The sequence below is a fragment of the Microcella sp. genome (genome assembly GCF_046296455.1).
In the GTDB taxonomy this organism is placed as follows: Bacteria; Actinomycetota; Actinomycetes; order Actinomycetales; family Microbacteriaceae; genus Microcella.
The window spans coordinates 14122-34267 of record NZ_JBKBLF010000025.1; the positions used below are offsets into that span (position 1 = coordinate 14122).

Annotated in this window: 16 protein-coding genes; 6 read left to right on the forward strand and 10 right to left on the reverse strand. The window is 72.2% G+C overall.

What is annotated here, in order from left to right; translation table 11 throughout:
* Genes ACK4HH_RS11385 through ACK4HH_RS11395 form a run of 3 tightly spaced genes read left to right on the forward strand, consistent with a single transcriptional unit; the run spans window position 1 to window position 2820 of the window.
* The gene (locus tag ACK4HH_RS11385) at window positions 1–429 is read left to right on the forward strand and encodes a hypothetical protein (protein WP_409651910.1); all 429 of its coding nucleotides are present in this window, start codon (window positions 1–3) and stop codon (window positions 427–429) included.
* Window positions 413–1339: an FAD:protein FMN transferase gene (locus ACK4HH_RS11390; protein WP_409651912.1), complete on the forward strand. Its 927-nt coding sequence runs from the start codon at window positions 413–415 to the stop codon at window positions 1337–1339. Before ACK4HH_RS11385 ends, ACK4HH_RS11390 begins: the two co-directional genes overlap by 17 nt.
* Window positions 1340–1347: 8 nt before the next feature.
* On the forward strand, window positions 1348–2820 hold the full coding sequence (locus ACK4HH_RS11395) for a ferredoxin--NADP reductase (protein WP_409651915.1): 1473 nt from the start codon (window positions 1348–1350) through the stop codon (window positions 2818–2820).
* Window positions 2821–2825: 5 nt separating this feature from the next.
* Here ACK4HH_RS11395 and ACK4HH_RS11400 read toward each other — a convergent pair whose 3' ends face one another.
* Both ACK4HH_RS11400 and ACK4HH_RS11405 read right to left on the reverse strand, forming a co-directional pair.
* Window positions 2826–4718, reverse strand: a complete 1893-nt coding sequence (locus ACK4HH_RS11400; RefSeq protein ID WP_409651917.1) for a heavy metal translocating P-type ATPase — start codon at window positions 4716–4718, stop codon at window positions 2826–2828.
* A 265-nt stretch (window positions 4719–4983) separates the two neighbouring features.
* Entirely contained in the window at window positions 4984–6198 is a 1215-nt protein-coding gene (locus tag ACK4HH_RS11405; RefSeq protein WP_409651920.1) for an NADP-dependent isocitrate dehydrogenase, read from the reverse strand.
* A 121-nt stretch (window positions 6199–6319) separates the two neighbouring features.
* Between ACK4HH_RS11405 and ACK4HH_RS11410 the strand changes: the two genes are divergently transcribed.
* The 3 genes from ACK4HH_RS11410 (at window position 6320) to ACK4HH_RS11420 (ending at window position 7674) form a co-directional block, all read left to right on the forward strand.
* Window positions 6320–6772, forward strand: a complete 453-nt coding sequence (locus ACK4HH_RS11410; protein ID WP_409651922.1) for an N-acetyltransferase family protein — start codon at window positions 6320–6322, stop codon at window positions 6770–6772.
* Between the two features lie 25 nt (window positions 6773–6797).
* The gene (locus ACK4HH_RS11415) at window positions 6798–7133 is read left to right on the forward strand and encodes an MGMT family protein (protein ID WP_409651925.1); all 336 of its coding nucleotides are present in this window, start codon (window positions 6798–6800) and stop codon (window positions 7131–7133) included.
* 73 nt (window positions 7134–7206) lie between these two features.
* A complete protein-coding gene (locus ACK4HH_RS11420; RefSeq protein ID WP_409651928.1) occupies window positions 7207–7674 on the forward strand; it encodes a DUF4282 domain-containing protein in 468 nt (155 codons plus the stop codon).
* 15 nt (window positions 7675–7689) lie between these two features.
* On the opposite strand, the gene chrA is transcribed toward ACK4HH_RS11420, so the two are convergent.
* The 8 genes from chrA to ptsP all read right to left on the reverse strand — a co-directional run.
* A complete protein-coding gene (gene chrA, locus ACK4HH_RS11425; RefSeq protein ID WP_409651946.1) occupies window positions 7690–8853 on the reverse strand; it encodes a chromate efflux transporter in 1164 nt (387 codons plus the stop codon).
* Between the two features lie 236 nt (window positions 8854–9089).
* Window positions 9090–10898 (reverse strand): ABC transporter ATP-binding protein, encoded by a 1809-nt coding sequence (locus ACK4HH_RS11430; protein WP_409651930.1) that lies wholly within the window; start codon window positions 10896–10898, stop codon window positions 9090–9092.
* The gene (locus tag ACK4HH_RS11435; RefSeq protein ID WP_409651948.1) at window positions 10895–12736 is read right to left on the reverse strand and encodes an ABC transporter ATP-binding protein; all 1842 of its coding nucleotides are present in this window, start codon (window positions 12734–12736) and stop codon (window positions 10895–10897) included. The genes ACK4HH_RS11430 and ACK4HH_RS11435 overlap by 4 nt, the downstream gene beginning before the upstream one ends.
* A gap of 236 nt (window positions 12737–12972) precedes the next feature.
* Window positions 12973–14181: a dimethylargininase gene (gene ddaH / locus ACK4HH_RS11440; protein WP_409651932.1), complete on the reverse strand. Its 1209-nt coding sequence runs from the start codon at window positions 14179–14181 to the stop codon at window positions 12973–12975.
* Window positions 14182–14285: 104 nt separating this feature from the next.
* Window positions 14286–15881, reverse strand: coding sequence for a bifunctional phosphoribosylaminoimidazolecarboxamide formyltransferase/IMP cyclohydrolase (gene purH, locus ACK4HH_RS11445; RefSeq protein WP_409651935.1), 1596 nt, complete (start codon window positions 15879–15881; stop codon window positions 14286–14288).
* A gap of 18 nt (window positions 15882–15899) precedes the next feature.
* Window positions 15900–16493, reverse strand: coding sequence for a phosphoribosylglycinamide formyltransferase (gene purN / locus ACK4HH_RS11450; protein WP_409651937.1), 594 nt, complete (start codon window positions 16491–16493; stop codon window positions 15900–15902).
* Between the two features lie 9 nt (window positions 16494–16502).
* Entirely contained in the window at window positions 16503–17726 is a 1224-nt protein-coding gene (locus ACK4HH_RS11455; RefSeq protein ID WP_409651940.1) for a DUF6350 family protein, read from the reverse strand.
* A 28-nt stretch (window positions 17727–17754) separates the two neighbouring features.
* Window positions 17755–20146: phosphoenolpyruvate--protein phosphotransferase (ptsP, locus tag ACK4HH_RS11460; RefSeq protein ID WP_409651943.1), on the reverse strand; the 2392-nt coding region annotated here is incomplete at its 5' end.

Here is a 20146-nt window from a genome sequence, read left to right on the forward strand (position 1 = left end):
ATGACCCGCATGTTGACCACGAGCGCCCGCACCACGGCCGCGCGCATCGCCGCGCCGATCGGCGCGACCGCCGCCCTGCTCGGCACCCTCACGGGGTGCGCGACGGCCGCCGAGGCGCCCGTCGATGCGAGCTACCGCGACGGCGTCTACCAGGCCAACGGCACCTACCAGTCGCCCAACGGCAACGAGAACATCATCGTCGTGATCGAGCTCGCCGACGACGTCGTCACCGATGTCGACATCACGGTCAACCCCAACAACCCGACCACCGCCAACTACCAGGGCCAGTTCGCCGACGGCATCGGAGCCCTCGTGATCGGGGAGGACATCGACACGCTCGATGTGACGGTGGTCGCCGGCTCGTCGCTCACGAGCAACGGGTTCCGCGAGGCCCTCGCCACCATCAAGGCGGATGCGCTCGAGAGCTGAGGCGGTGCCGGCGCCCACGCGCTTCGACACGATCGGAGCGCCCTGGAGCATCGGCATCGGTGACGCCCAGACGCCGGTGGCCTCGCTCGGCGCCCCGCTCGCCGATGACGACCTCGCCGCCGTGCTCGAGCGCATCGAGCGCTTCGACCGCGACTGGTCGCGGTTTCGCGACGACTCGCTCGTCGCCCGCATCGCGCGCGAACCGGGGTCGTGGCGCCTGCCCGCCGACGCCGAGCCCCTGCTCGCGCTCTACGAGCAGCTGCATGCGCTGACGGATGCGCGGCTCAGCCCGCTCGTCGGCGCCTCGCTCGAGCGGCTGGGCTATGACGCCGCGTACCGCCTGACCCCGAGCGGCGACCCGCTGCCCGCCCCCCGCTGGGAGGACGCCATCGCCCTGCGCCGCACGGCCGCGGGTGTCGAGCTCGACACCGTGGCTCCCGTCGTGCTCGATGTGGGCGCGGCCGGCAAGGGCTACCTCGTCGACCTCGTCGGCGACCTGCTCGCGGCTCGCGGCGTGACCGAGACACTCGTCGATGCGAGCGGCGACGTGCGTGTGCGGGGCGGGCGCAGCATCCGGATCGCGCTCGAGAACCCGGCCGACCCGTCGAAGGCGGTCGGCGTCGCCGAGCTGCACGATGCCGCGCTGTGCGCCTCGGCGCTCAACCGCCGCGCCTGGGGGGCGGGCCTGCACCACATCGTCGACGCCGTCACGGGCCGCCCGGTGACCGACGGCATCATCGCCACGTGGGTCGTCGCCGAGAGCGCGCTCGTCGCCGACGGGCTCGCCACGGCGATGTTCCTGGCCGACCCGGCGCGTCTATCCGACCGGTTCGCCTTCGAGTGGGTTCGACTGGGCATCGACGGTCGTCTCGAGGCGAGCGCAGGATTTCGAGGGGAGCTGTTCGCATGAGAGCACGGGTGGATGCCCTGACCGGCCGGGTGAGCATGTACCGGTTGGCGACGATCACGCTCGCGATCGTGCTCGCGCAAGCGGTGCTGTTCGGGTTTCTCGGCGTGATCGGGCCCGACGGCTACGCGATTCTCGGCACGCTCGGTGTAGTGATCGTCGCGACGCTCGGCGCCAATGAGATCGCCGCGCGCCTCGCCCGCGTGGTACCGCACCGCGAGTCGAGCGTCATCACGGCGCTCATCGTCACGTGCATCGTGCAGCCGAGCCTCACGACGCCCGGCCTCATCGCCGCCGCAGGGGCGGGCGTGCTCGCGGCGCTCTCGAAGTACCTCATCGTGTGGCGCGGGCGGCACCTGCTCAACCCGGCGGCCACGGGCGTGCTCATCGCCGGCATCATCGGCTACTACGTCGGCCAGGGGGTCGGCTTCTGGTGGGTCGCGACGCCCGCCCTGCTGCCCGCGGTCGCCGTCGGCGCGCTGCTGCTGCTCGACCGCACCCGGCGGCTCGACGTGGGGCTCATCTTCATCGGGCTGACGATCGTGCTCATCGGCATTCGCCTCGTCGCGACGGGCACGGCGCCGCTCGGGGCCGTGACGACCGTGCTGCAGCTGTTCCCCGTCGTCTTTCTCGCGGGCTTCATGCTCAGCGAGCCGCTCACGTTGCCGCCGCGGCGCTGGCAGCAGTGGCTCACGGCCGCCGTCGTCGCCGTCGCGTTCTCGGTGCCGTTCGGGTTCGGCCCGATCTACACCTCGCCCGAGCTCGCCCTCGTGCTCGGCAACATCGTTGCCTTCGCCGTCTCGCGCCGGGGCGGCTTCTCGGTGCGGCTGGTCGACCGCGTCGCGCTCTCGCCGTTCGCCACCGAGTACCGCTTCGTCCCCTCGCGGACCCTGCGCTTCGAGGCGGGCCAGTACCTCGAGCTGCACCTGCCGCACACCGCCGACATCCGCGGAATGCGCCGCACCTTCTCGATCGCCTCGGCGCCCGAGCGCGCGGTCGCGGCCGAGCCGCTCGTCGCGATCGGCATGCGCACTCCCGAGGGCGGCAGCTCGTTCAAGGCGGCACTCGGCACCCTCGAACCGGGAACACGCATCGCTGCCACTCAGACGGCCGGCGACTTCGTGCTGCCGCGCGATGCGAGCATCCCGATCGTCATGGTGGCCGGAGGCATCGGCATCACGCCCTTCGCCAGCCAGCTCGCGAGTCTCGCCGAGCGCGGCGAGCAGCGCGACATCGTCGTGGTCGTCGTCGCGTCGAACCCCGGTGAGGTGCTCTACCGCGAGACGATCGAAGCCGCCGGGGCGCGCCTCATCGAACTCGACCCCGAGCTGCTGACACCGGATGCCCTGCGCGAGCTGATCCCCGACCTCGCCACCCGGCGCGGGTACGTCTCGGGCGCGCCCTCGGTCGTGGCCGCGGCCCGCACGGCACTCCGCCGGGCGGGAGTGCGCCGCGTGCTCACCGACTACTTCGCGGGGTACTGAGCCGGCTACGGCTCGGTGACGGTCGTCGCGCCCCGGCGCGTGCGCGCAGCATCCAGCCCCGGCACGGGCGCTGCGCCCGCGCGCACGGCCCGCAGCGCGCCGAGGATGGCCACGAGATCGACGACCTCCTGCAGCGCGGCCCCCGCGATCGCGGGCAGCAGGCCGACGGCGGCGGCGAGCATGAGCCCGATCGAGATCGCGATGCCGAGCCAGATGCTCTGCAGGGCGATGCGCACGGTGCGCTGCCCGATCGCGACCGCGCGGGCGACGCGCGCGATGTCGTCGAGCAGGATGACGACGTCGGCCGACTCGCTCGCCGCCGTCGAGCCCTTCGCCCCCATGGCGATGCCGACGTCGCTCACGGCAAGCACGGGGGCGTCGTTCACGCCGTCGCCGACCATGACGACGGGGCGCGGGCGGGCCTCGCGGATGATGCGCACCTTGTCGTCGGGCAGGCACTCGGCGTGCACCTCGGTGATGCCGAGGCCGGCGGCGATCGGGCGTGCCGTGGCACCGATATCGCCCGTGACCATGAGGATGCGCGCGACCCCCAGCGCGCGCAGCGCGGCGAGCGTGGCCGGCGCGTCGTCGCGCAGGGCATCCCGCAGCACGACGACACCCGCGAACCGGCCGTCGATCGCCGCGTACACGACCGCTTCGCCGCTCGCGCCCGGGCGCTCGGCCGTGTCGGGCGCGTGCTCGGTCACGAAGCCGGGCTTGCCGACGACGACCTGTCGCCCGCCGATCGTCGCGACGACGCCGTGGGCGGCGACCTCGCGTGCGTCGTCGGCCTCGAGCAGCGGCAGCCCGCGTTCGAGCGCCGCGCGCTGCAGCGAGTCGGCGAGCACGTGCGAGGAGTAGCGCTCGGCCGAGGCGACGAGCTGCACGAGCTCGTCGTGCGCGAACCCGGGCTCGGCGTGCGCCGCGACCACCGCGGGGCGCCCCCGCGTGAGCGTGCCCGTCTTGTCGAAGGCGACCGTGCGCGCACGCGCGAGCTTCTCGAGCGAGCCCGCGTTCTTCATGACGATGCCGCGCTTCGCCGCGCTGCTCATGCCGCCCATGAAGGCCACGGGAGCCGCGATGAGCAGAGGGCAGGGCGTCGCGACGACGAGCACCTCGGCGAACCGCACGGGGTCGCCGCTGAGCGCCCAGGCGACGCCCGCGATCGCGAGCGACACCGCCGTGAAGGGCAGCGCGTAGCGGTCGGCGAGGCGCACGAGCGGCGCCTTGCTGCTCGCGGCATCGCGCACGAGCTCGACGATGCGCTGGTACTGCGAGTCGGCCGCGAGGGCCGTGGCGACGACCTCGACCGCGGAGGGCCCGTTGACCGAGCCGCTCAGCACGGCATCGCCCGCGACCTTGTCGACGGGCAGGCTCTCGCCCGTGAGCGACGACTCGTCGACGCTGCCGAGCGGGCTCGCGAGCTTGGCGTCGACGGGAACGATCTCGGCGGGGCGCACGAGCAGCCGGTCGCCGACGCGCACCTGGTCGGCCGCGACATCCACGATGCCGCCGTCGGCCTCGATGCGGTGCGCGAGCTGCGGCACGCGATCGAGCAGCGCGCGCAGCTCGCGCTGGGCACGGCCGGCCGCGGCGACCTCGAGCGCCTCGCCGCCCGTGAGCATCAGCACGATGACGAGGCTCGCCCAGTACTCGCCCACGGCGATCGTGCTGACGATGGCCGTGACGGCGAGGATATCGAGGCCGAACTGCTTCGACAGCAGCCCGCGCACCATGCGCACGGCCTCGACGCCGGCGATCGCCAGAGCGTAGAGCGAGATGACCCAGCGCGCGGCCGGTTCGAGGCCCGCGGCGGCGAGCGCGCCCGCAACGAGCCCGATCGCGACGGTGACGGCGACGAGCGGGAAGCGGCGCACGAGCGAGAGGCGGCGGGTCACGACTCCGGTCTAGCGCGATTCCGCTGCCACCACCAGGGCCGCACGGCACCTCGCGGTGACGCGATGCGGGTCACGGCAGGGCTAGTCGCAGGTGCAGCGCTGCGCGGCCGGGACGCCCTCGAGCGCCTGCTCGATGTGCTGGCCGCAGCCCGACCAGGTGACCTTGCCGCAGGCGGAGCAACGAGCGGGAGCGCACATGGGGTTTCCTTCCAATGGATGCGCGGCGCACCCGCGCCGCGCATCCAAAATATACCCCCCGGGGTATTTAGGCGAGTCGCGCCTTCAGGTTCTCGTCGAGCGCGGCGAGGAAGTCCTCCGTCGTCAGGTAGGGCTGCTCGGGGCTGATGAGAATGGCCAGGTCTTTCGTCATCTTGCCGCTCTCGACCGTCGTGATGACGACCTCTTCGAGCGTCTCGGCGAAGGTGATGAGCGCCGGGTTGCCGTCGAGCTTGCCGCGGTGCATGAGGCCACGGGTCCACGCGAAGATCGAGGCGATCGGGTTCGTCGACGTGGGCTTGCCCTGCTGGTGCATGCGGTAGTGCCGCGTGACCGTGCCGTGCGCGGCCTCGGCCTCGACGACCTGGCCGTCGGGGCTCGTCAGCACGCTCGTCATGAGGCCGAGCGAGCCGAAGCCCTGCGCCACGGTGTCGCTCTGTACGTCGCCGTCGTAGTTCTTGCAGGCCCAGACGTAGCCGCCCTCCCACTTCATGGCCGAGGCGACCATGTCGTCGATGAGGCGGTGCTCGTAGGTGATGCCGGCGGCCTCGAACTGCGCCTTGAACTCGGTCTCGAAGACCTCTTCGAACAGATCCTTGAAGCGGCCGTCGTAGGCCTTGAGGATCGTGTTCTTCGTCGAGAGGTAGACGGGGTAGCTGCGGGCGAGGCCGTAGTTGAGCGAGGCGCGCGCGAAGTCGCGGATCGACTCGTCGAGGTTGTACTGCACCTGGGCCACACCGCTACCGGGCGACTGGTAGACCTCGAACTTCAGCGGCTCCGAGCCGTCCTCCGGCGTGAACTCGACCGTGAGCGTGCCCTTGCCCTCGAAGCGGAAGTCGGTGGCGCGGTACTGGTCGCCGAAAGCGTGGCGGCCGATGATGATCGGCTTGTTCCAGCCGGGCACGAGGCGCGGGATGTTCGAGATGACGATGGGCTCGCGGAAGATGACGCCGCCGATGATGTTGCGGATGGTGCCGTTGGGGCTCTTCCACATCTTCTTGAGGCCGAACTCTTCGACGCGCGCCTCGTCGGGCGTGATCGTGGCGCACTTGACGCCCACGCCGTGCTTGATGATCGCGTGCGCGGCGTCGATCGTGACCTGGTCGTCGGTCGCGTCGCGGTGCTCGATTCCGAGGTCGTAGTACTCGAGCGTGAGGTCGAGGTACGGGTGGATGAGGCGGTCTTTGATGAACTGCCAGATGATGCGGGTCATCTCGTCGCCGTCGAGCTCGACGACCGTTCCTTCGACCTTGATCTTCTCCACGAGGGGGTGCCTTTCCGTTGGTGATGTGCCGCCCGCCAGCCTACCGGCTCGCCCGGGTTGTCTCGATATCGAGATACATCGGGGCCCCCGCGGGCCGGGCCCACCGTCTACCCTGGGGGGCATGGGGAGCTTGAGACTCGAAGAACTGTCGGCCAAGACGATCGTGGCGGCGAACGGCCTGACGCTCAGGCCGGGGCAAGAGCAGTTCGTCACGCCCGTGTCGTACTCGGCCGCCGACGCCTACGTGAACCCCACGACCACATGGGCGCGCGTCGTGCTCGACGGTGACGATGTCGTCGGCTTCATCCGCGGCAACTTCGACGCCGACAACCCGAGGCCCGAGTTTCGCAGCTGCATCTGGCGCATCAACGTGGATGCCACGGCGCAGGGCCGCGGCATCGGCAAGTTCGCCGTGCACGAGCTGGCCGAAGAAGCCCGCCAGCGCGGTTTTCACACCGTCACCGTCATCTGGGAGACCGGCGACGACGGGCCGGGCGAGTTCTTCCGCCGCATCGGATTCGTCGAGACGGGCGAGACCGAGTACGGCGAGAAGATCGGCGCGCTCACCATCTGACCTGCCGGTGGCGATCGCTCACGGGATGCCCGCCTCGAGCGAGCCGCCCCTCGACTTCGGCGGCGCCGTGCTGCTCGTGGTCGACGGAATCCCGCCCGGCCGCGTCATGACCTACGGCGACGTGGCCGCCGAGCTCGGCTCACGCGGGGCCCGCGCGGTCGGCCGGGTCATGGCCACCGAGGGCTCGAGCGTGCCGTGGTGGCGCGTCGTGCGCGCCGACGGCCGCCCGCCCGCGGGTCATGAGGTCGAGGCGCTCGCGCACTACCGCGCCGAGAGCACGCCGCTGCGGGCCCCCGCAGCCGGCGAACCCGCGTGGGCGTACCGCCTCGACCTCGTGGCGGCGCGCTGGGCGCCCTCCTAGCCCACGACCACTCACGGCGATACTGTGCCCGAGTGCGGCGCGTGCCGCGCATCCCGACCCCCCGGAGGTTCTCGTGACCGACTCCCCCGCCCCCGCGCCCCGCACCCGCAAACCGAAGCCGGCAGCCGCGGCTCCCGCGGCGGCGGCTCCCGACGCGACCGCCGCTGAGCCCGCCGCCGCTCCGGCGCTCGCCGACCAGTTGCTCGCGCTCGACGTGAGCGCCGTGCCCGGATTCTTTCGCGCGCTCGTCGACTTTCGGTTCACGACCTTCATCACGCGGCGCATCGCGGGCTTCATCTACGCCATCTTGCTCGTGAGCATCGTGCTCTCCGGCCTCGTCGCGTTCTTCAGCATCGTCGTGACCGGGGTCGGCCTCATGACCGGTGGCCAGCCGATCTCGGGTGTGCTGACGGTGCTCGGCGCCCTCGTGCTCGTGCCGATCGCGACGCTCGTGGCGGTCGTGCTCGCGCGCATGATCGTCGAGGTCAACGTGGCGCTCGTGGCGATCGCCGAGAATACTGCGGGGTTGCGCCGCCCGTAGCGCGGGCGGGAGGCGTCAGAACGCCGCGAGCAGCATGCCACCGCCGGCGCCGACGATGACGACGGCCCACGCGGGCACGCGCACGACGATGAGCAGCGCCGTGCACAGCACGGCGAGCGCGACGGTCGGCGCGTCGACGAGCGCGCTCGTGGCAACGGGGTCGTAGAGCGCCGCCGCGAGCACCCCGACGACCGCTGCGTTGGCGCCGCGCACGAGGGCGGGCACGACGGGGCGGCCCTGCAGAGCGCCCCAGAACGGCAGCACGCCGACGATGAGCAGCAGGCCGGGCAAGAAGATCGCGACGAGCGCGACACCGGCGAGCAGCACGCCCTCGGCGCCCGGGGCGATCGAGGCGCCGAGGAAGGCCGCGACCGTGAAGAGCGGCCCCGGCACGGCCTGGGCGGCGCCGTAGCCCGCGAGGAACTGCTGCTCGCTCACCCAGCCCGGCTCGACGACCGCGGTCTCGAGCAGCGGAAGCACGACGTGCCCGCCGCCGAACACGAGCGCCCCGGCGCGGAGGAAGCCGTCGGCGACCGCGATCGGCTGGCTCGGGGCGAGCGCGGCGAGCAGGGGCAGGCCGAGCAGCAGCACGCCGACCGCGACGAGGCAGGCGGCACCCACGCGTCGCGAGATCGGGATGCTCAGCCCGCCCTCGGCGGTCACCTCACCCGCGCGGCACAGCAGCAGGCCCGCGAGCGCCCCGAGCGCGATCGCGGCGAGCGTCGCCCAGCCCGTGCCGACGAGCAGCACGATGAGACCCGCGACGAGCGCGATGCCCGCGCGACGCAGGTCGGGAGTGAGCGTGCGCGCCATGCCCCACACCGCGTGCGCGACGACCGCGACGGCGACGACCTTCAGCCCCGCGATGAGCCCCTCGGCGACGGGGCCGTCGAGCAGCGGAGCGCTGAGGGCCGCGAGCACGAGCAGCACCGCGCTTGGCAGGGTGAAGGCCGCGAACGCCGCGAGCCCGCCGAGTAATCCCGCCCGATGCAGCCCGAGCGCGAATCCGACCTGGCTCGAGGCGGGGCCGGGCAAGAATTGCGCGAGGGCGACGAGCTCGGCGTAGCCCTGCTCGCTGATCCACCGCCGGCGCACCACGAGGCGCTCGCGAAAGTAGCCGAGGTGCGCCACCGGTCCGCCGAACGACGTGAGGCCGAGCACCGTGAACTGGCCGAGCACCTCGAGCGCCGACCCGCGCCGCGCAGGCTCGACGGCCGCGTCGGGCTCGGGTGCGGCATCCACGGGTCGATCGGTCACACCGCGAACCCTACCCAGCCCGCGTGAACGCTCTCGTCACCGCCGTCGCACCGTTTGCGACACCTCGTACGCATGCTCAGGTGCGAGGTGTCGCGAACGGTGCGAGTTGCACGGCGTCGGCGGGGTGGCGTCGCGCGCGCGCTCGATCAACGGGCCGCCTACACGAGCGAGTCGCGCCAGGCCGCGTGCAGCTGCGCGAACTTGCCGGTGCCCGCGATGAGCTCCGCCGGCGTGCCGTCTTCGATCACGCGACCGTGCTCCATGACGAGCACGCGGTCGGCGATCGCGACGGTCGAGAGCCGGTGCGCGATGATGACCGCCGTGCGGTCGGCGAGAAGCGTCTGCAGGGCCTGCTGCACGAGCCGCTCGCTCGGGATATCGAGCGAGGCCGTGGCCTCGTCGAGGATGAGCACGGTCGGGTCGGCGAGAAAGGCCCGCGCGAACGAGATCAGCTGCCGCTGCCCCGCCGAGACGCGGCCGCCGCGCTTGTTCACGTCGGTCTCGTACCCGTTCGGCAGCGACTCGATGAACGCGTGCGCGCCGACCGCCTTCGCCGCCGCGACGATCTGCTCGCGGGTCGCCTCGGGGTTGCCGAGCGCGATGTTGTCGGCGACCGTGCCCGAGAACAGGTAGGCCTCTTGCGTGACCATGACGATCGCGCGCCGCAGGTCTTTCGGGTGCAGCTTGCGCAGGTCGACCCCGTCGAGCGTCACCGCACCGCCGGTCGGGTCGTAGAAGCGCGCAATGAGCTTCGCGAGCGTCGACTTGCCCGCGCCCGTCGTGCCGACGAGCGCAATGGTCTGGCCGGCGGGGATGGTCAGCTCGAGGTCGGGCAGCACGACCGCATCGTCGGTGTACGAGAAGCGCACCTGGTCGAAGTGCACCGTGCCGCGCGCCTTCCACAGGTCGATGGGCGTCGTCGGGTCGGGCACGCTCGGCTTCTCTTCGAGCACGCCCGAGATTTTTTCGAGCGCGGCCGCGGCCGACTGGTACGAGTTGTAGAACATTGCCATCTCTTCGGCGGGGTCGAAGAACCGGCGCGTGTAGAGCACGATCGCGAGCAGCGAGCCGATCAGCAGAGCCCCGTCGACGACGCGGAAGGCACCCACCACGAGCACGGCCGCGACGGTCACGTTGCCGATGAGCACGAGGCCCGGATCGAAGATGCCGAAGAGCCGGATGACGCGCGCGTTGGCATCGCGGTAGTCCTCGACGTGGCCGGCGAACTGCCGCTCGTTGCGGGGCTCTTTGCGGAACGCCTTGACGGCGCGGATGCCCGTCATGGTCTCGACGAAGTGCACGATGAGGCGCGCCGAGGCCACGCGCGTCTGCCGGAACAGCTTCTGCGAGCGCACCTGGAACCACCGCGTTAGCAGCAGCAGCGGAATCAGCGAGACCGCGAGCACGATGCCCGAGACCGGGTCGAGCAGCACGAGCGCCGCGGCCGTGAACCCCATGTAGAGCAGGCCCGAGACGAGCTGCGTGAGCCCCGAGTCGAGCAGCTCGCGAATCGAGTCGAGGTCGCTCGTCTGGCGCGCGATGATGCGACCCGAGGTGTACGACTCGTGGAACTCGAGCGAGAGCCGCTGCGTGTGCAGAAAGACGCGCTTGCGCAGATCGAGCAGGATCGCCTGGCTCAACCGCGCACTGATCACCTGGAACACGGCGGCGAGCGACGCGCCCACGACACCCGTGAAGACGTACGCGCCCACGATGAGCGCCACGGGCATCCAGTCGTTCTGGTCGAGCAGCGCGGGCAGGCCCGTGTTGATGCCGATCGCGATGAGCGCCGGCCCCGCCACCTGCAGGGCGATCGAGATGACGAGCACGACCATCGTGCCCGCGATGCGCCAGCGCACCGGGCGCACGAGCGAGCCCAGCAGCCGCAGCGACCGCGCCCTGATCTGCTTCGACTCGGCGCGCGAGAAGTCGTTGCGCTCTTCGCCTTCGACGCCCGTGACGCTCATCGGGTCACCTCGCCTTCGTTGTCAATGACTCTGCTCTCCCGGTCGATCGCATCGCGCCGACGGCCCTCTTGCTCGGCGAGCTTGAGCTCGCGATCGGCGCGCTCGGCCGCCGCGAGTTCTTCGTCTTCGAGCGACGAGATGACGTAGCGGTAGTGCTCGTTGCGCTTCAGCAGCTCGCTGTGGGTGCCGACGTCGGTGATGCGGCCCTCTTGCAGCAGGGCGACGCGGTCGGCCATCTGCACCGTGGATGGCCGGTGCGCGACGATGAGGCCGGTGGTCGTCGCAAGCACCCGCCGCAGCGCGGCCTCGACGAGGGCCTCGGTGTCGACATCGAGCGCGCTCAGCGGGTCGTCGAGCACGAGCACCGCCGGATTCGCCGCGACGGCGCGGGCGAGCGCGAGCCGCTGGCGCTGGCCGCCCGAGAGGCTGAGCCCCTCTTCGCCCACGGTCGTGTCGACGCCGTCGGGCAGGCTGTGCACGAAGTCGGCCTGGGCGATGTCGAGCGCTTCGGCGAGAACCCGCTCGGCCTCGGCCGCGTCGGCCGGGTCGTTGCTCTCGGTGAGCTCGGGGCGCCCGAGAAGCACGTTGTCGCGCACGCTCGCCGAGAACAGCGTCGCGTCTTCGAAGGCCATCGCGATGTGGCGGCGCAGCTCTTCGCGCGTGAGGTCGCGAATGTCGACGCCGTCGATGAGCACGCGCCCCGACGTGACGTCGTACAGGCGCGTCGCGAGCGCCGTCATCGTGGTCTTGCCGCTGCCCGTGATGCCGACGAGCGCCATGGTCTCGCCGGGTTCGAGCTCGAGCGAGACCCCGTCGAGGATTCCGGGCTGGTCGGCGGGAGCATCCTGATACCGGAACACCACGTTGTCGAACGTGAGCCGGCCGCTCGGTGCGGCGATCGTCGCGGGCGACTCGGGGTCGGTGATGGTGTTGATTTCGTCCATGACCTCGAAGAAGCGGTCGGTCGCCGTGCGCGCATCGAACGTCATCGAGAGCAAGAAGCCGATCGATTCGATCGGGAACCGCAGCACGGTCGCCGTGGCGAAGAAGGCGAACAGCTCGCCGACCGTGAGCTCGCCATTCGCCGCGAGGGCGACCCCGCCGAGCAGGCAGAGGGCGAAGGCGACGTCGGGCACGAGCAGCAGCCAGAACCAGATGCCCGCGATGGCCTTGGCCTTCTCGATCTCGGTGCCGCGCAGCAACTCGGCCTGGTCGGCGAACTTCAGCAGCGAGTGCTTGCCGCGGCCGAAGGCCTTGAGCACGCGGATGCCGTGCACGCTCTCTTCGACCGCCGTGGCGAGGTCGCCCTGCTGGTCTTGCGCACGCCGCGCGATGACCGAGTACTTGTTCTCGAACAGGTAGCCGTAGATCCACAGCGGGATGCTCATCACGAGGAAGAGCAGACCCAGCCAGAGGCTCCAGTTGATGAGCACGACGAAGCCGATGACGATCGTCACCGAGTTGACGATGAGCAGCACGAAGCCGAACGACAACCAGCGGCGGATCAGGTTGAGATCGCTCACCGCGCGGCTGAGCAGCTGCCCCGACTGCCAGCGGTCGTGGAAGGCGACCGGCAGGTCTTGCAGCTGCGCGTAGAGGCCGTTGCGCATGCGCGCCTCGATGTGCGTGCCGGGGGTCAGCACGAACAGGCGCCGCAGCATGATGAACACGGCTTCGAGCACGCCCAGCACGAGCACAATGATCGCGGCGGGCCAGATCTGCGCGGGGTCGCCCGTCGCGAGCGGGCCGTCGACGAGGCCCTGCAGCACGATCGGGATGACGAGCGTGACGATGCCCGCGGCGAGCGCCGCGCCCATGCCCGCGTAGATCCACGGCATGGCGGGCTTCGCGTAGGGGTAGATGCGCGCGATCGCCCGAAAGGTGCTCAGGCGGGGCTGGTCTGGTTTCGTCGTCGACACGGTTGGTCCTCGATGGTGCGCGCCCGCTCGTGGCGGGGGCGGAATGGCGATGGTGGCGGGGTGAACGGCGGCACCCGGGGTGGCCGGGCGAAGCCTTCCAGACTATGGCTTTGGTATGACGATTGTCGAACCGCGGCCGAATCGTGATGCGGGTGTTATCGACCCGACGACCGCACGAGCACGCTCAGGCACGTGACGCATCCCTCGAGCTTCTCGAACTCTGAGATGTCGACCGTCACGACGCGGTAGCCGAGCGAGCGGATGAGCTCGGCGCTCTGCGGCGCCGAGGCCGCCATGAGCACGGCGTCATCGCTCAGCACGACGACGTGGCCGCCCTCGGCCTCGGGCATGGGCATGAAGGTGCGCCACATCGACACGTCATCGATGAGCGAGGGATGCCCCACCACGGTTCCGTCGGGCAGCGCGGTCACGGCGCTCTTGAGGTGCAGCGCCTTCGTCACGGGCACGGCCACGACATCGCGCCCGTGCCGGCGCGCGATGGCCCGCAGCTGCCGGATGCCCTCGGCGTTGGTGCGCCCGCCGCGGCCGACGTAGAGCACGTCGCCGATGGCCAGCACGTCGCCGCCGTCGAGCGTGCCGGGCTCGACGATGCGCTCGACGCGCAGGCCCAGCTCGACCGCGGTCTGCTCGGCGGCCACGACCTCGGCGCGACGCGACTCGGCGCCCGGGCGCGTGACGACCGCGGTGCCGTCGATCATGACGAGCGCGTCTTCGATGAACACCGAGTCGGGCAGCTCGTCGACGGGCGGCACGTCGACGATCGTGAAGCCCTCGGCGCGTAGCGCCTCGACGTAGGCCTCCCACTGCGCATCGGCGAGGTCCATATCGACGGGCACGCGCTCCTGGTGGGTCAGCTCGCCCTCGGCGAGGCGCGAGCTGGGCATCCGCACGATCGCGAGGCGGCGGGATGCCGCGGCGCCTGCTTGGCGCGCCATCCAGACCCGTCGGCCCACCGTGACGACCGCGAGCACGGCGACGACCTGGAACAGGAGGTTGAATCCGAGCACGCTGATCCACAGGTAGTCGATGAGCTCGCCGCTGATGGGGTTGCCCGCCGCCACGATCGCGAGCAGCGCGCCGAGCCACGACGAAACGAACGCGGCGAGCACGGCGACCGCGAGGGCGATCCAGCGGTACTCGAGCACACCCGCCGTGCCGATGACGGCGACGAAGACGAACAGCAGCATCGACGAGAACCCGAAGACGCCGTTGACCTGCGCGAGCACCTCGACCGTCGCGCCGTTGATCGCGGCGAACAGCACGACGGTCACGAGGTGCGTGACGAGGGCGACCGCGAGCGCGGCGAGGGCGGAGTCGAGCAGGCGGCGAGCGAGGGGCGTCATGGGTTCAACGCTACTGCCCCGCCACCCCTCCCAGATCTGGGCCAGAAGGGCGCTCCACCGTTCAGGTCGAGCCAGTTTGCGCAGAATCTGAGGGCCACCGCGGCCTAGTGGAAGAAGTGCCGCTCGCCCGTGAGGTACATCGTCACGCCGGCCGCCTGGGCCGCCGCAATGACTTCCTCGTCGCGCACCGAGCCACCCGGCTGCACGACCGCCGAGACACCCGCGTCGATGAGCACCTGCAGGCCGTCGGCGAACGGGAAGAACGCGTCCGACGCGGCGACCGAGCCGCGCGCCCGATCGCCGGCGCGCGACACCGCGAGGTGGCACGAGTCGACGCGGTTGACCTGCCCCATGCCGACACCGACGGATGCTCCACCCGAGGCCAGCAGAATCGCGTTCGACTTGACGGCTCGGCACGCTCGCCAGGCGAATTCGAGGTCTGCCAACTGCGACGCCGACGCGGCGGGGCCGGAGACGAGCTGCCACGAGGCGGCGGGCGCGAACGCGCGGTCGGCGCTCTGCCGCAGCCACCCGCCGCTCACCTGCCGCAGCTCGACGTCGCCGAGTGCAAAGCCCGCGGGCAGCTCGATGAGCCGGATGTTCTTCTTCTCGCGGAGAAGCTCCAGAGCGGCAGGCTCGAACCCGGGCGCCACGACGACCTCGGTGAAGATCGGTGCGATCGACTCGGCGGCCTCGCGCGTGATGACGCGGTTGGCGGCGATCACTCCCCCGAAGGCCGAGACGGGGTCGCACGCGTGCGCGGCCGCGTGGGCCGCAGCGATCGAGTCGCCGACGGCGATGCCGCAGGGGTTGGCGTGCTTGATGATGGCGACCGCGGGAGCCTCGTGGTCGTAGGCGGCGCGCACAGCCGCGTCGGCATCCACGAAGTTGTTGTACGACATCTCTTTGCCGTGCAGCTGGGTCGCCTGCGCGATGCCGTGGCTACCGTCGGCGCGGTAGAGCGCGGCGTGCTGGTGGCTGTTCTCGCCGTAGCGCAGCACCTGCTGCAGCGTCGCGTGCACGTCAATGGTCGAGGGGCTGCCGTCACCTGCAGGATGTGACGCGCGCACCCCGAGCGTGTCGGCGAACCAGCCCGCCACCGCGGTGTCGTAGGCGGCCGTGTGCGCGAAGGCCTTGGCGGCAAAGCGCTGACGCTGCGCGAGCGTCGTACCCCCGAGCGTGAGCGCCTTCGTCACCATCACGTAGTCGGCCGGGTCGACGATGATCGCGACGTTGGCGTGGTTCTTGGCGGCGGCGCGCACCATCGCGGGGCCGCCGATGTCGATCTGCTCGATCACCGCATCGCCCTCGGCGCCCGAGGCGACCGTCTCGACGAAGGGGTACAGGTTGACGACGACGAGGTCGAAGGGCGTCACGCCGAGGTCGATGAGCTGCGCTTCGTGCGAGGCGAGCCGCAGGTCGGCGAGGATGCCCGCGTGCACCTTCGGGTGCAGCGTCTTGACGCGCCCGTCGAGCGTCTCGGCGAAGCCGGTGACGGCCGCGACCTCGGTGACGGGATGCCCCGCCGCGGCGATCGTCGCCGCCGTCGAGCCCGTCGACACCATCTCGACGCCGCCCTCGGCGAGCGCCGCGGCGAGCTCGAGCAGCCCCGTCTTGTCGCTCACCGAGATGAGCGCGCGGCGCACCGGAACGGCGTCGCGGTGGCGGTACAGGGCGGGGTCGTGGGCGGGGCCGGCCATGGGGGTCTCCAGTGGTGATCAGGGGGTGGATGCTGCGCCGAGCGCGATCGAGCCGTCGGCGATGCCGCGCACCACGTCGATGAGCAGGCGACGCTCGACAGGCTTGATGCGCTCGTGCAGGCTGTGCTCGGTGTCGTCGGGCAGCACGGGAACGCGCTCTTGCGCGAGCACGGGGCCCGTGTCGACGCCGGTGTCGACGACGATGACGCTCGCGCCGGTCTGAGCGACCCCCGCGGCGAGCGCGTCGCGCACGCCGTGGGCGCCGGGAAACTCGGGCAGGTACGCGGGGTGCGTGTTGATGAGCCGCGGCGCGAGGGCCTCGACGACCTTCGGCGGCAGCAGGCGCATGAGGCCGCTCAGCACGACGAGATCGGGCTGCCACTCGGCGATCGTGGCGAGCAGCTCGTCGCCCCACGCCTCGCGCGAGGGGTACGACGAGTAGGGCACCGTGAAGGCTGGGATGCCGAACGCCTCGGCGTGCGCGAGGCCGTCGGCGTCGCGATCGGCGCCGACGGCGACCACGTGGGCGGGGTACTCGGCATCGCGACACGCCTCGAGCAGAGCGCGCAGGTTTGACCCGCCGCCCGAGATCAGCACGACGACCCGCAGCACCCGCCCAGGCTACCGGGTGCGCGAGAAGGCCTGCGGCCGAGCAGCGCGCACACCGCCGGCGAGCAGGCCCAGGGATGCTCCGATGAGGGTTTCGACGAGCATCCACAGCCCCACGGCCGTCGGGTCGGGCCCGACGACCGCGAGTCGTCCGGGCCCGGCGGAGCCGGAGGCAACGACCGCGAGAAAGGCCATGGCCCCGCCGGCGACGAGCGCGGCACCGAGGCCGGTGCCGAGGGCCCACAGGCCGAGGGGCGCCCCGTCGAGGGCGCGCACGAGCCGGGGCCGCACGGCGATGCCGGCCGCGAAGGCCGCAAGAAGGGGCACGGCGAGCGTCAGGTAGCCGAGCGGCGAGGGTTCCGAGGGCAGGGCGCCGAGCACGGGCACCGCGGGCAGCGGGCCGAGCGAGGCGGCGATGGGGCTGACGCTCGAGCCCGCGCCGATCGCGAAACCCGGGCCGGCGAGCCACGCCGCCGCCCACAGCACGAGCGTGGGCAGCATCGCGAGCTGCGCGACGGTGAGCGCGATGCCCCCGAGAACCCCGGCCTGCACGCTCTCGTAGAGCGCGATGATCTGCCCGTAGCCGAGCACGAGCGCGGTGGTCGTCACGAGCGATGCCGCGACGACGACGGTCGCGACCGTGCCGAGCCCCGCCCGCAGGGCCGCGCCGCCCGCGGTGACCCAGGGCTGCGGGCCGTCGGCGATGAGCGCACGCAGGCGCACGCGCGCCGGATTGCTCGCGCCGATCGACCCGATGGCGAGCCCCAGCCCCAGGACGAGTGCGGGGAACAGCAGCGCCTGACCGCGCGACGGGAGCGCTCCGGGCTGGCTCGCGCTGAGCACGACGAGCCCCGAGAGCACGACGACGGTGCCGAGCGCCACGAGCTCGCCGAGCACGCGGTGCGGCTCGTGCCGCAGCCGGCGCGCGAGCGCGACGCCCGCGAGCGCCGTGCACAGCGCGAAGCCGCTCAGGGCGATCGAGACCACGAACGGGTCGCCGACGCCCGTGACGTCGAGCGCGAGCGCCGTCTGCGGGTCGAGCTGAAAGGTGACCGTCACCCCGTGGCCGATGAGCCAGATGATGACGGCGGCCCGCCAGAACTCGATCCAGTCGATCTGAAAACCGAACTGCGCCGCCCACATCACGGTGAGGATGCTGAGCGGCACCGCGATGCCGATGCCGACGATGAACAGCGCCTCAAGGGCGCTCAGCACGGCGGTCAGACGGCGGGTCATATCGGGGGCGAGCCTAGCGGCGAGGCGGTCAGCCGAGCGCCGCGCGCGCCGCGGCTCGCGCATCGGCCGGCTCGAGGGCTGCGCACGCGGCCGCGGCCGCCTGCCGGCATTGCTCGAGCGTGACCGCCGCGAGCCGGGCGCCGACGGTGGGGATCGCGCGCGCGACCATCGACAGGCTCGTGGCACCGAGCCCGACGAGCACGGCGGCGAAGTCGGGGTCGGCGGCGGCCTCGCCGCACAGCCCCATGGGGGTGCCCGTGGCGTCGGCCGCCTCGCCGACGAGCCCGATCATGCGCAGCAGGGCGGGCTGCCAGGGGTCGGCGAGCGGCGCGAGCGCGGCCGACATGCGGTCGGCCGCCATCGTGTACTGCGAGAGGTCGTTCGTGCCGACGCTCAAGAAGTCGACCTCGGCGCACAGCTCGGCGGCCGTGATCGCGGCCGCGGGCGTCTCGAGCATGATGCCGACGCTGGCGATTCCCGCCGATCGGGCGCGGGATGCGAACTCGCGCGTCTCGGCGAGCGTCGCGATCATCGGCGCCATGACGGCGACATCGACGGGCTCGAGCGCGGCCGCCTGCGCGATCGCCTGCAGCTGCCGGTCGAGCACGCCGGGGTCGCGGATGGCCGTGCGCACGCCGCGCAGCCCGAGCACGGGGTTGGGCTCGCGGATGGGGGTCAGGAAGGGAAGGGGCTTGTCGCTGCCCGCATCGAGCGTGCGCACGATGACGCGCTGGCCGGGAAACGCCGCGAAGACCTCGCGGTAGGCGGCGACCTGCTCGGCGACGCTCGGCTCGTCGGCGCGGTCGAGAAAGCAGAACTCGGTGCGGAACAGGCCCACGCCCTCGGCGCCCCGCTCGACGGCGCGAGCGATCTCGCGCGGAGCACCGACGTTGGCGCTCAGCACCACGCGGTGGCCGTCGGCCGTGCGACCGGGGCCTCGGAACGGCGGCAGCGTGATGACGCCCGTGGCGGTGGCCTGCTCGGCCGCGCCGGGCTGCACGATGACCTCGCCCGTGTCGCCATCGACGAGCACGAGGGTGCCGTCGGCGATGCTCGTCGCCCCCGGCACGCCCACGACCGCGGGCAGTCCGAGCTCGCGCGCGATGATCGCCGTGTGCGAGGTGGGCCCGCCCTGCTCGGTGACGAGCGCGAGGCACATGGCGGGGTCGAGCGTGACCGTATCGGCCGGCGCGAGGTCGTCGGCGATGAGGATGTACGGGTCGCGCCGCTCGGGCAGGCCCGGCGGCTCGATGCCCGTGAGCGCCGCGATCGTGCGGTCGCGCACGTCGTTCAGATCGGTGATGCGGTCGAGCAGGTCGCCGCCGGCCGCGCGGTACTCGTCGACCATGCGCCCGATCGCCTCCCACACCGCGCGCTCGGGCGTGACGCCGCGATCACGCACGGCCCCCACGGCCGTCGCCCGCAGCACCTCGTCGTCGGCGATCGCCGCGGTCGCCGCCAGCACCTCGGCGCGGTGCCCCTCGGTCTCGTCGGCACGGCGGCGGTAGTCGGCGGCGGTCGCGCGCAGGGCATCCTCGAGGATGCCCGCCGCGGCAGCGCGTGCGGGTGGCGCCATCATGGCGGTCGCGCTGGGCTCGGCGATCGCGTGCACGAGCACGGCGACGGGCCCGATGACCCGGCCGGGGCTCACCCCGAGGGGGCCCGTTGCGTGATCGGGGTGGGGCGCGCTCACCACGAGCGGCTCTCCGAAGCCGCCTTCGATGAGGGCGACGAGGGCCTCGACCGCGGCCGCGGCGTCGGCGCCCGACGCGCGGATGACGACCTCGGTTCCGGCCTTCACGGTGAGGATCGAGATGCTCAGCGGGCTGCCGGCCGGTGCGGGCGCCTTGCCCTCGACCTCGAGGGTCACGGCGGCGGCGAATGTCGCGGCGAGCGCGGCGATCTCGGCGGCGGGGCGCGCGTGCAGCCCGCCCTCGTTGCGCACGAGGGCGCGGCCGAGGGCCGGGCCGGGCGGCAGCGGGGCCGGTGCGGGCGCGAACACCTGCGCGGGCGCGACGGTCGCCGACTCGCTGAGGATCGCGAGCTTCGGCGCGAGCGCGGCGCTCGCCTCGCCTGCGACGACGTCGAGCGGTTCGCCCGCGCCCGCGCGCACGACGGCGGCGAGCAGCCCTTCGACGAAGGGTGCCGGAACGACGCGCACCTCGATGCGGCCGCCGAGAAACTCGAGGGCCATGTCGGCGCTCAGCACCGCCGAGCCGAGGTCGGTGAGCACGACGACGCCCGCGCCCTCCGAGGCCTCGCTGATCGCGGCGGCGACGCGCGTGGCATTGGTGCCGGTTCCCCCATCGGCGCGGCCCGCGGCGATCGCGATGCGCGGGGGTGCGCTGCCGACGACCTCGCGCGCGAGGGCGGCGGCGGCCTCGGCGAGCGGCAGGCTGTGCGAGACGAGCACGAGGCCG

Excerpts from the sequence above, each read along its gene's own strand:
- ACK4HH_RS11385 (WP_409651910.1), top strand. The coding sequence starts at position 1 with ATGACCCGCATGTTGACCACGAGCGCCCGCACCACGGCCGCGCGCATC.
- ACK4HH_RS11455 (WP_409651940.1), bottom strand. The coding sequence starts at position 17,726 with ATGACCCGCCGTCTGACCGCCGTGCTGAGCGCCCTTGAGGCGCTGTTC.
- purH (WP_409651935.1), bottom strand. The coding sequence starts at position 15,881 with ATGGCCGGCCCCGCCCACGACCCCGCCCTGTACCGCCACCGCGACGCC.
- ACK4HH_RS11390 (WP_409651912.1), top strand. The coding sequence starts at position 413 with ATGCGCTCGAGAGCTGAGGCGGTGCCGGCGCCCACGCGCTTCGACACG.
- ACK4HH_RS11435 (WP_409651948.1), bottom strand. The coding sequence starts at position 12,736 with ATGCCGTGGATCTACGCGGGCATGGGCGCGGCGCTCGCCGCGGGCATC.
- ACK4HH_RS11430 (WP_409651930.1), bottom strand. The coding sequence starts at position 10,898 with ATGAGCGTCACGGGCGTCGAAGGCGAAGAGCGCAACGACTTCTCGCGC.
- ACK4HH_RS11410 (WP_409651922.1), top strand. The coding sequence starts at position 6,320 with ATGGGGAGCTTGAGACTCGAAGAACTGTCGGCCAAGACGATCGTGGCG.
- ddaH (WP_409651932.1), bottom strand. The coding sequence starts at position 14,181 with ATGACGCCCCTCGCTCGCCGCCTGCTCGACTCCGCCCTCGCCGCGCTC.
- ACK4HH_RS11415 (WP_409651925.1), top strand. The coding sequence starts at position 6,798 with ATGCCCGCCTCGAGCGAGCCGCCCCTCGACTTCGGCGGCGCCGTGCTG.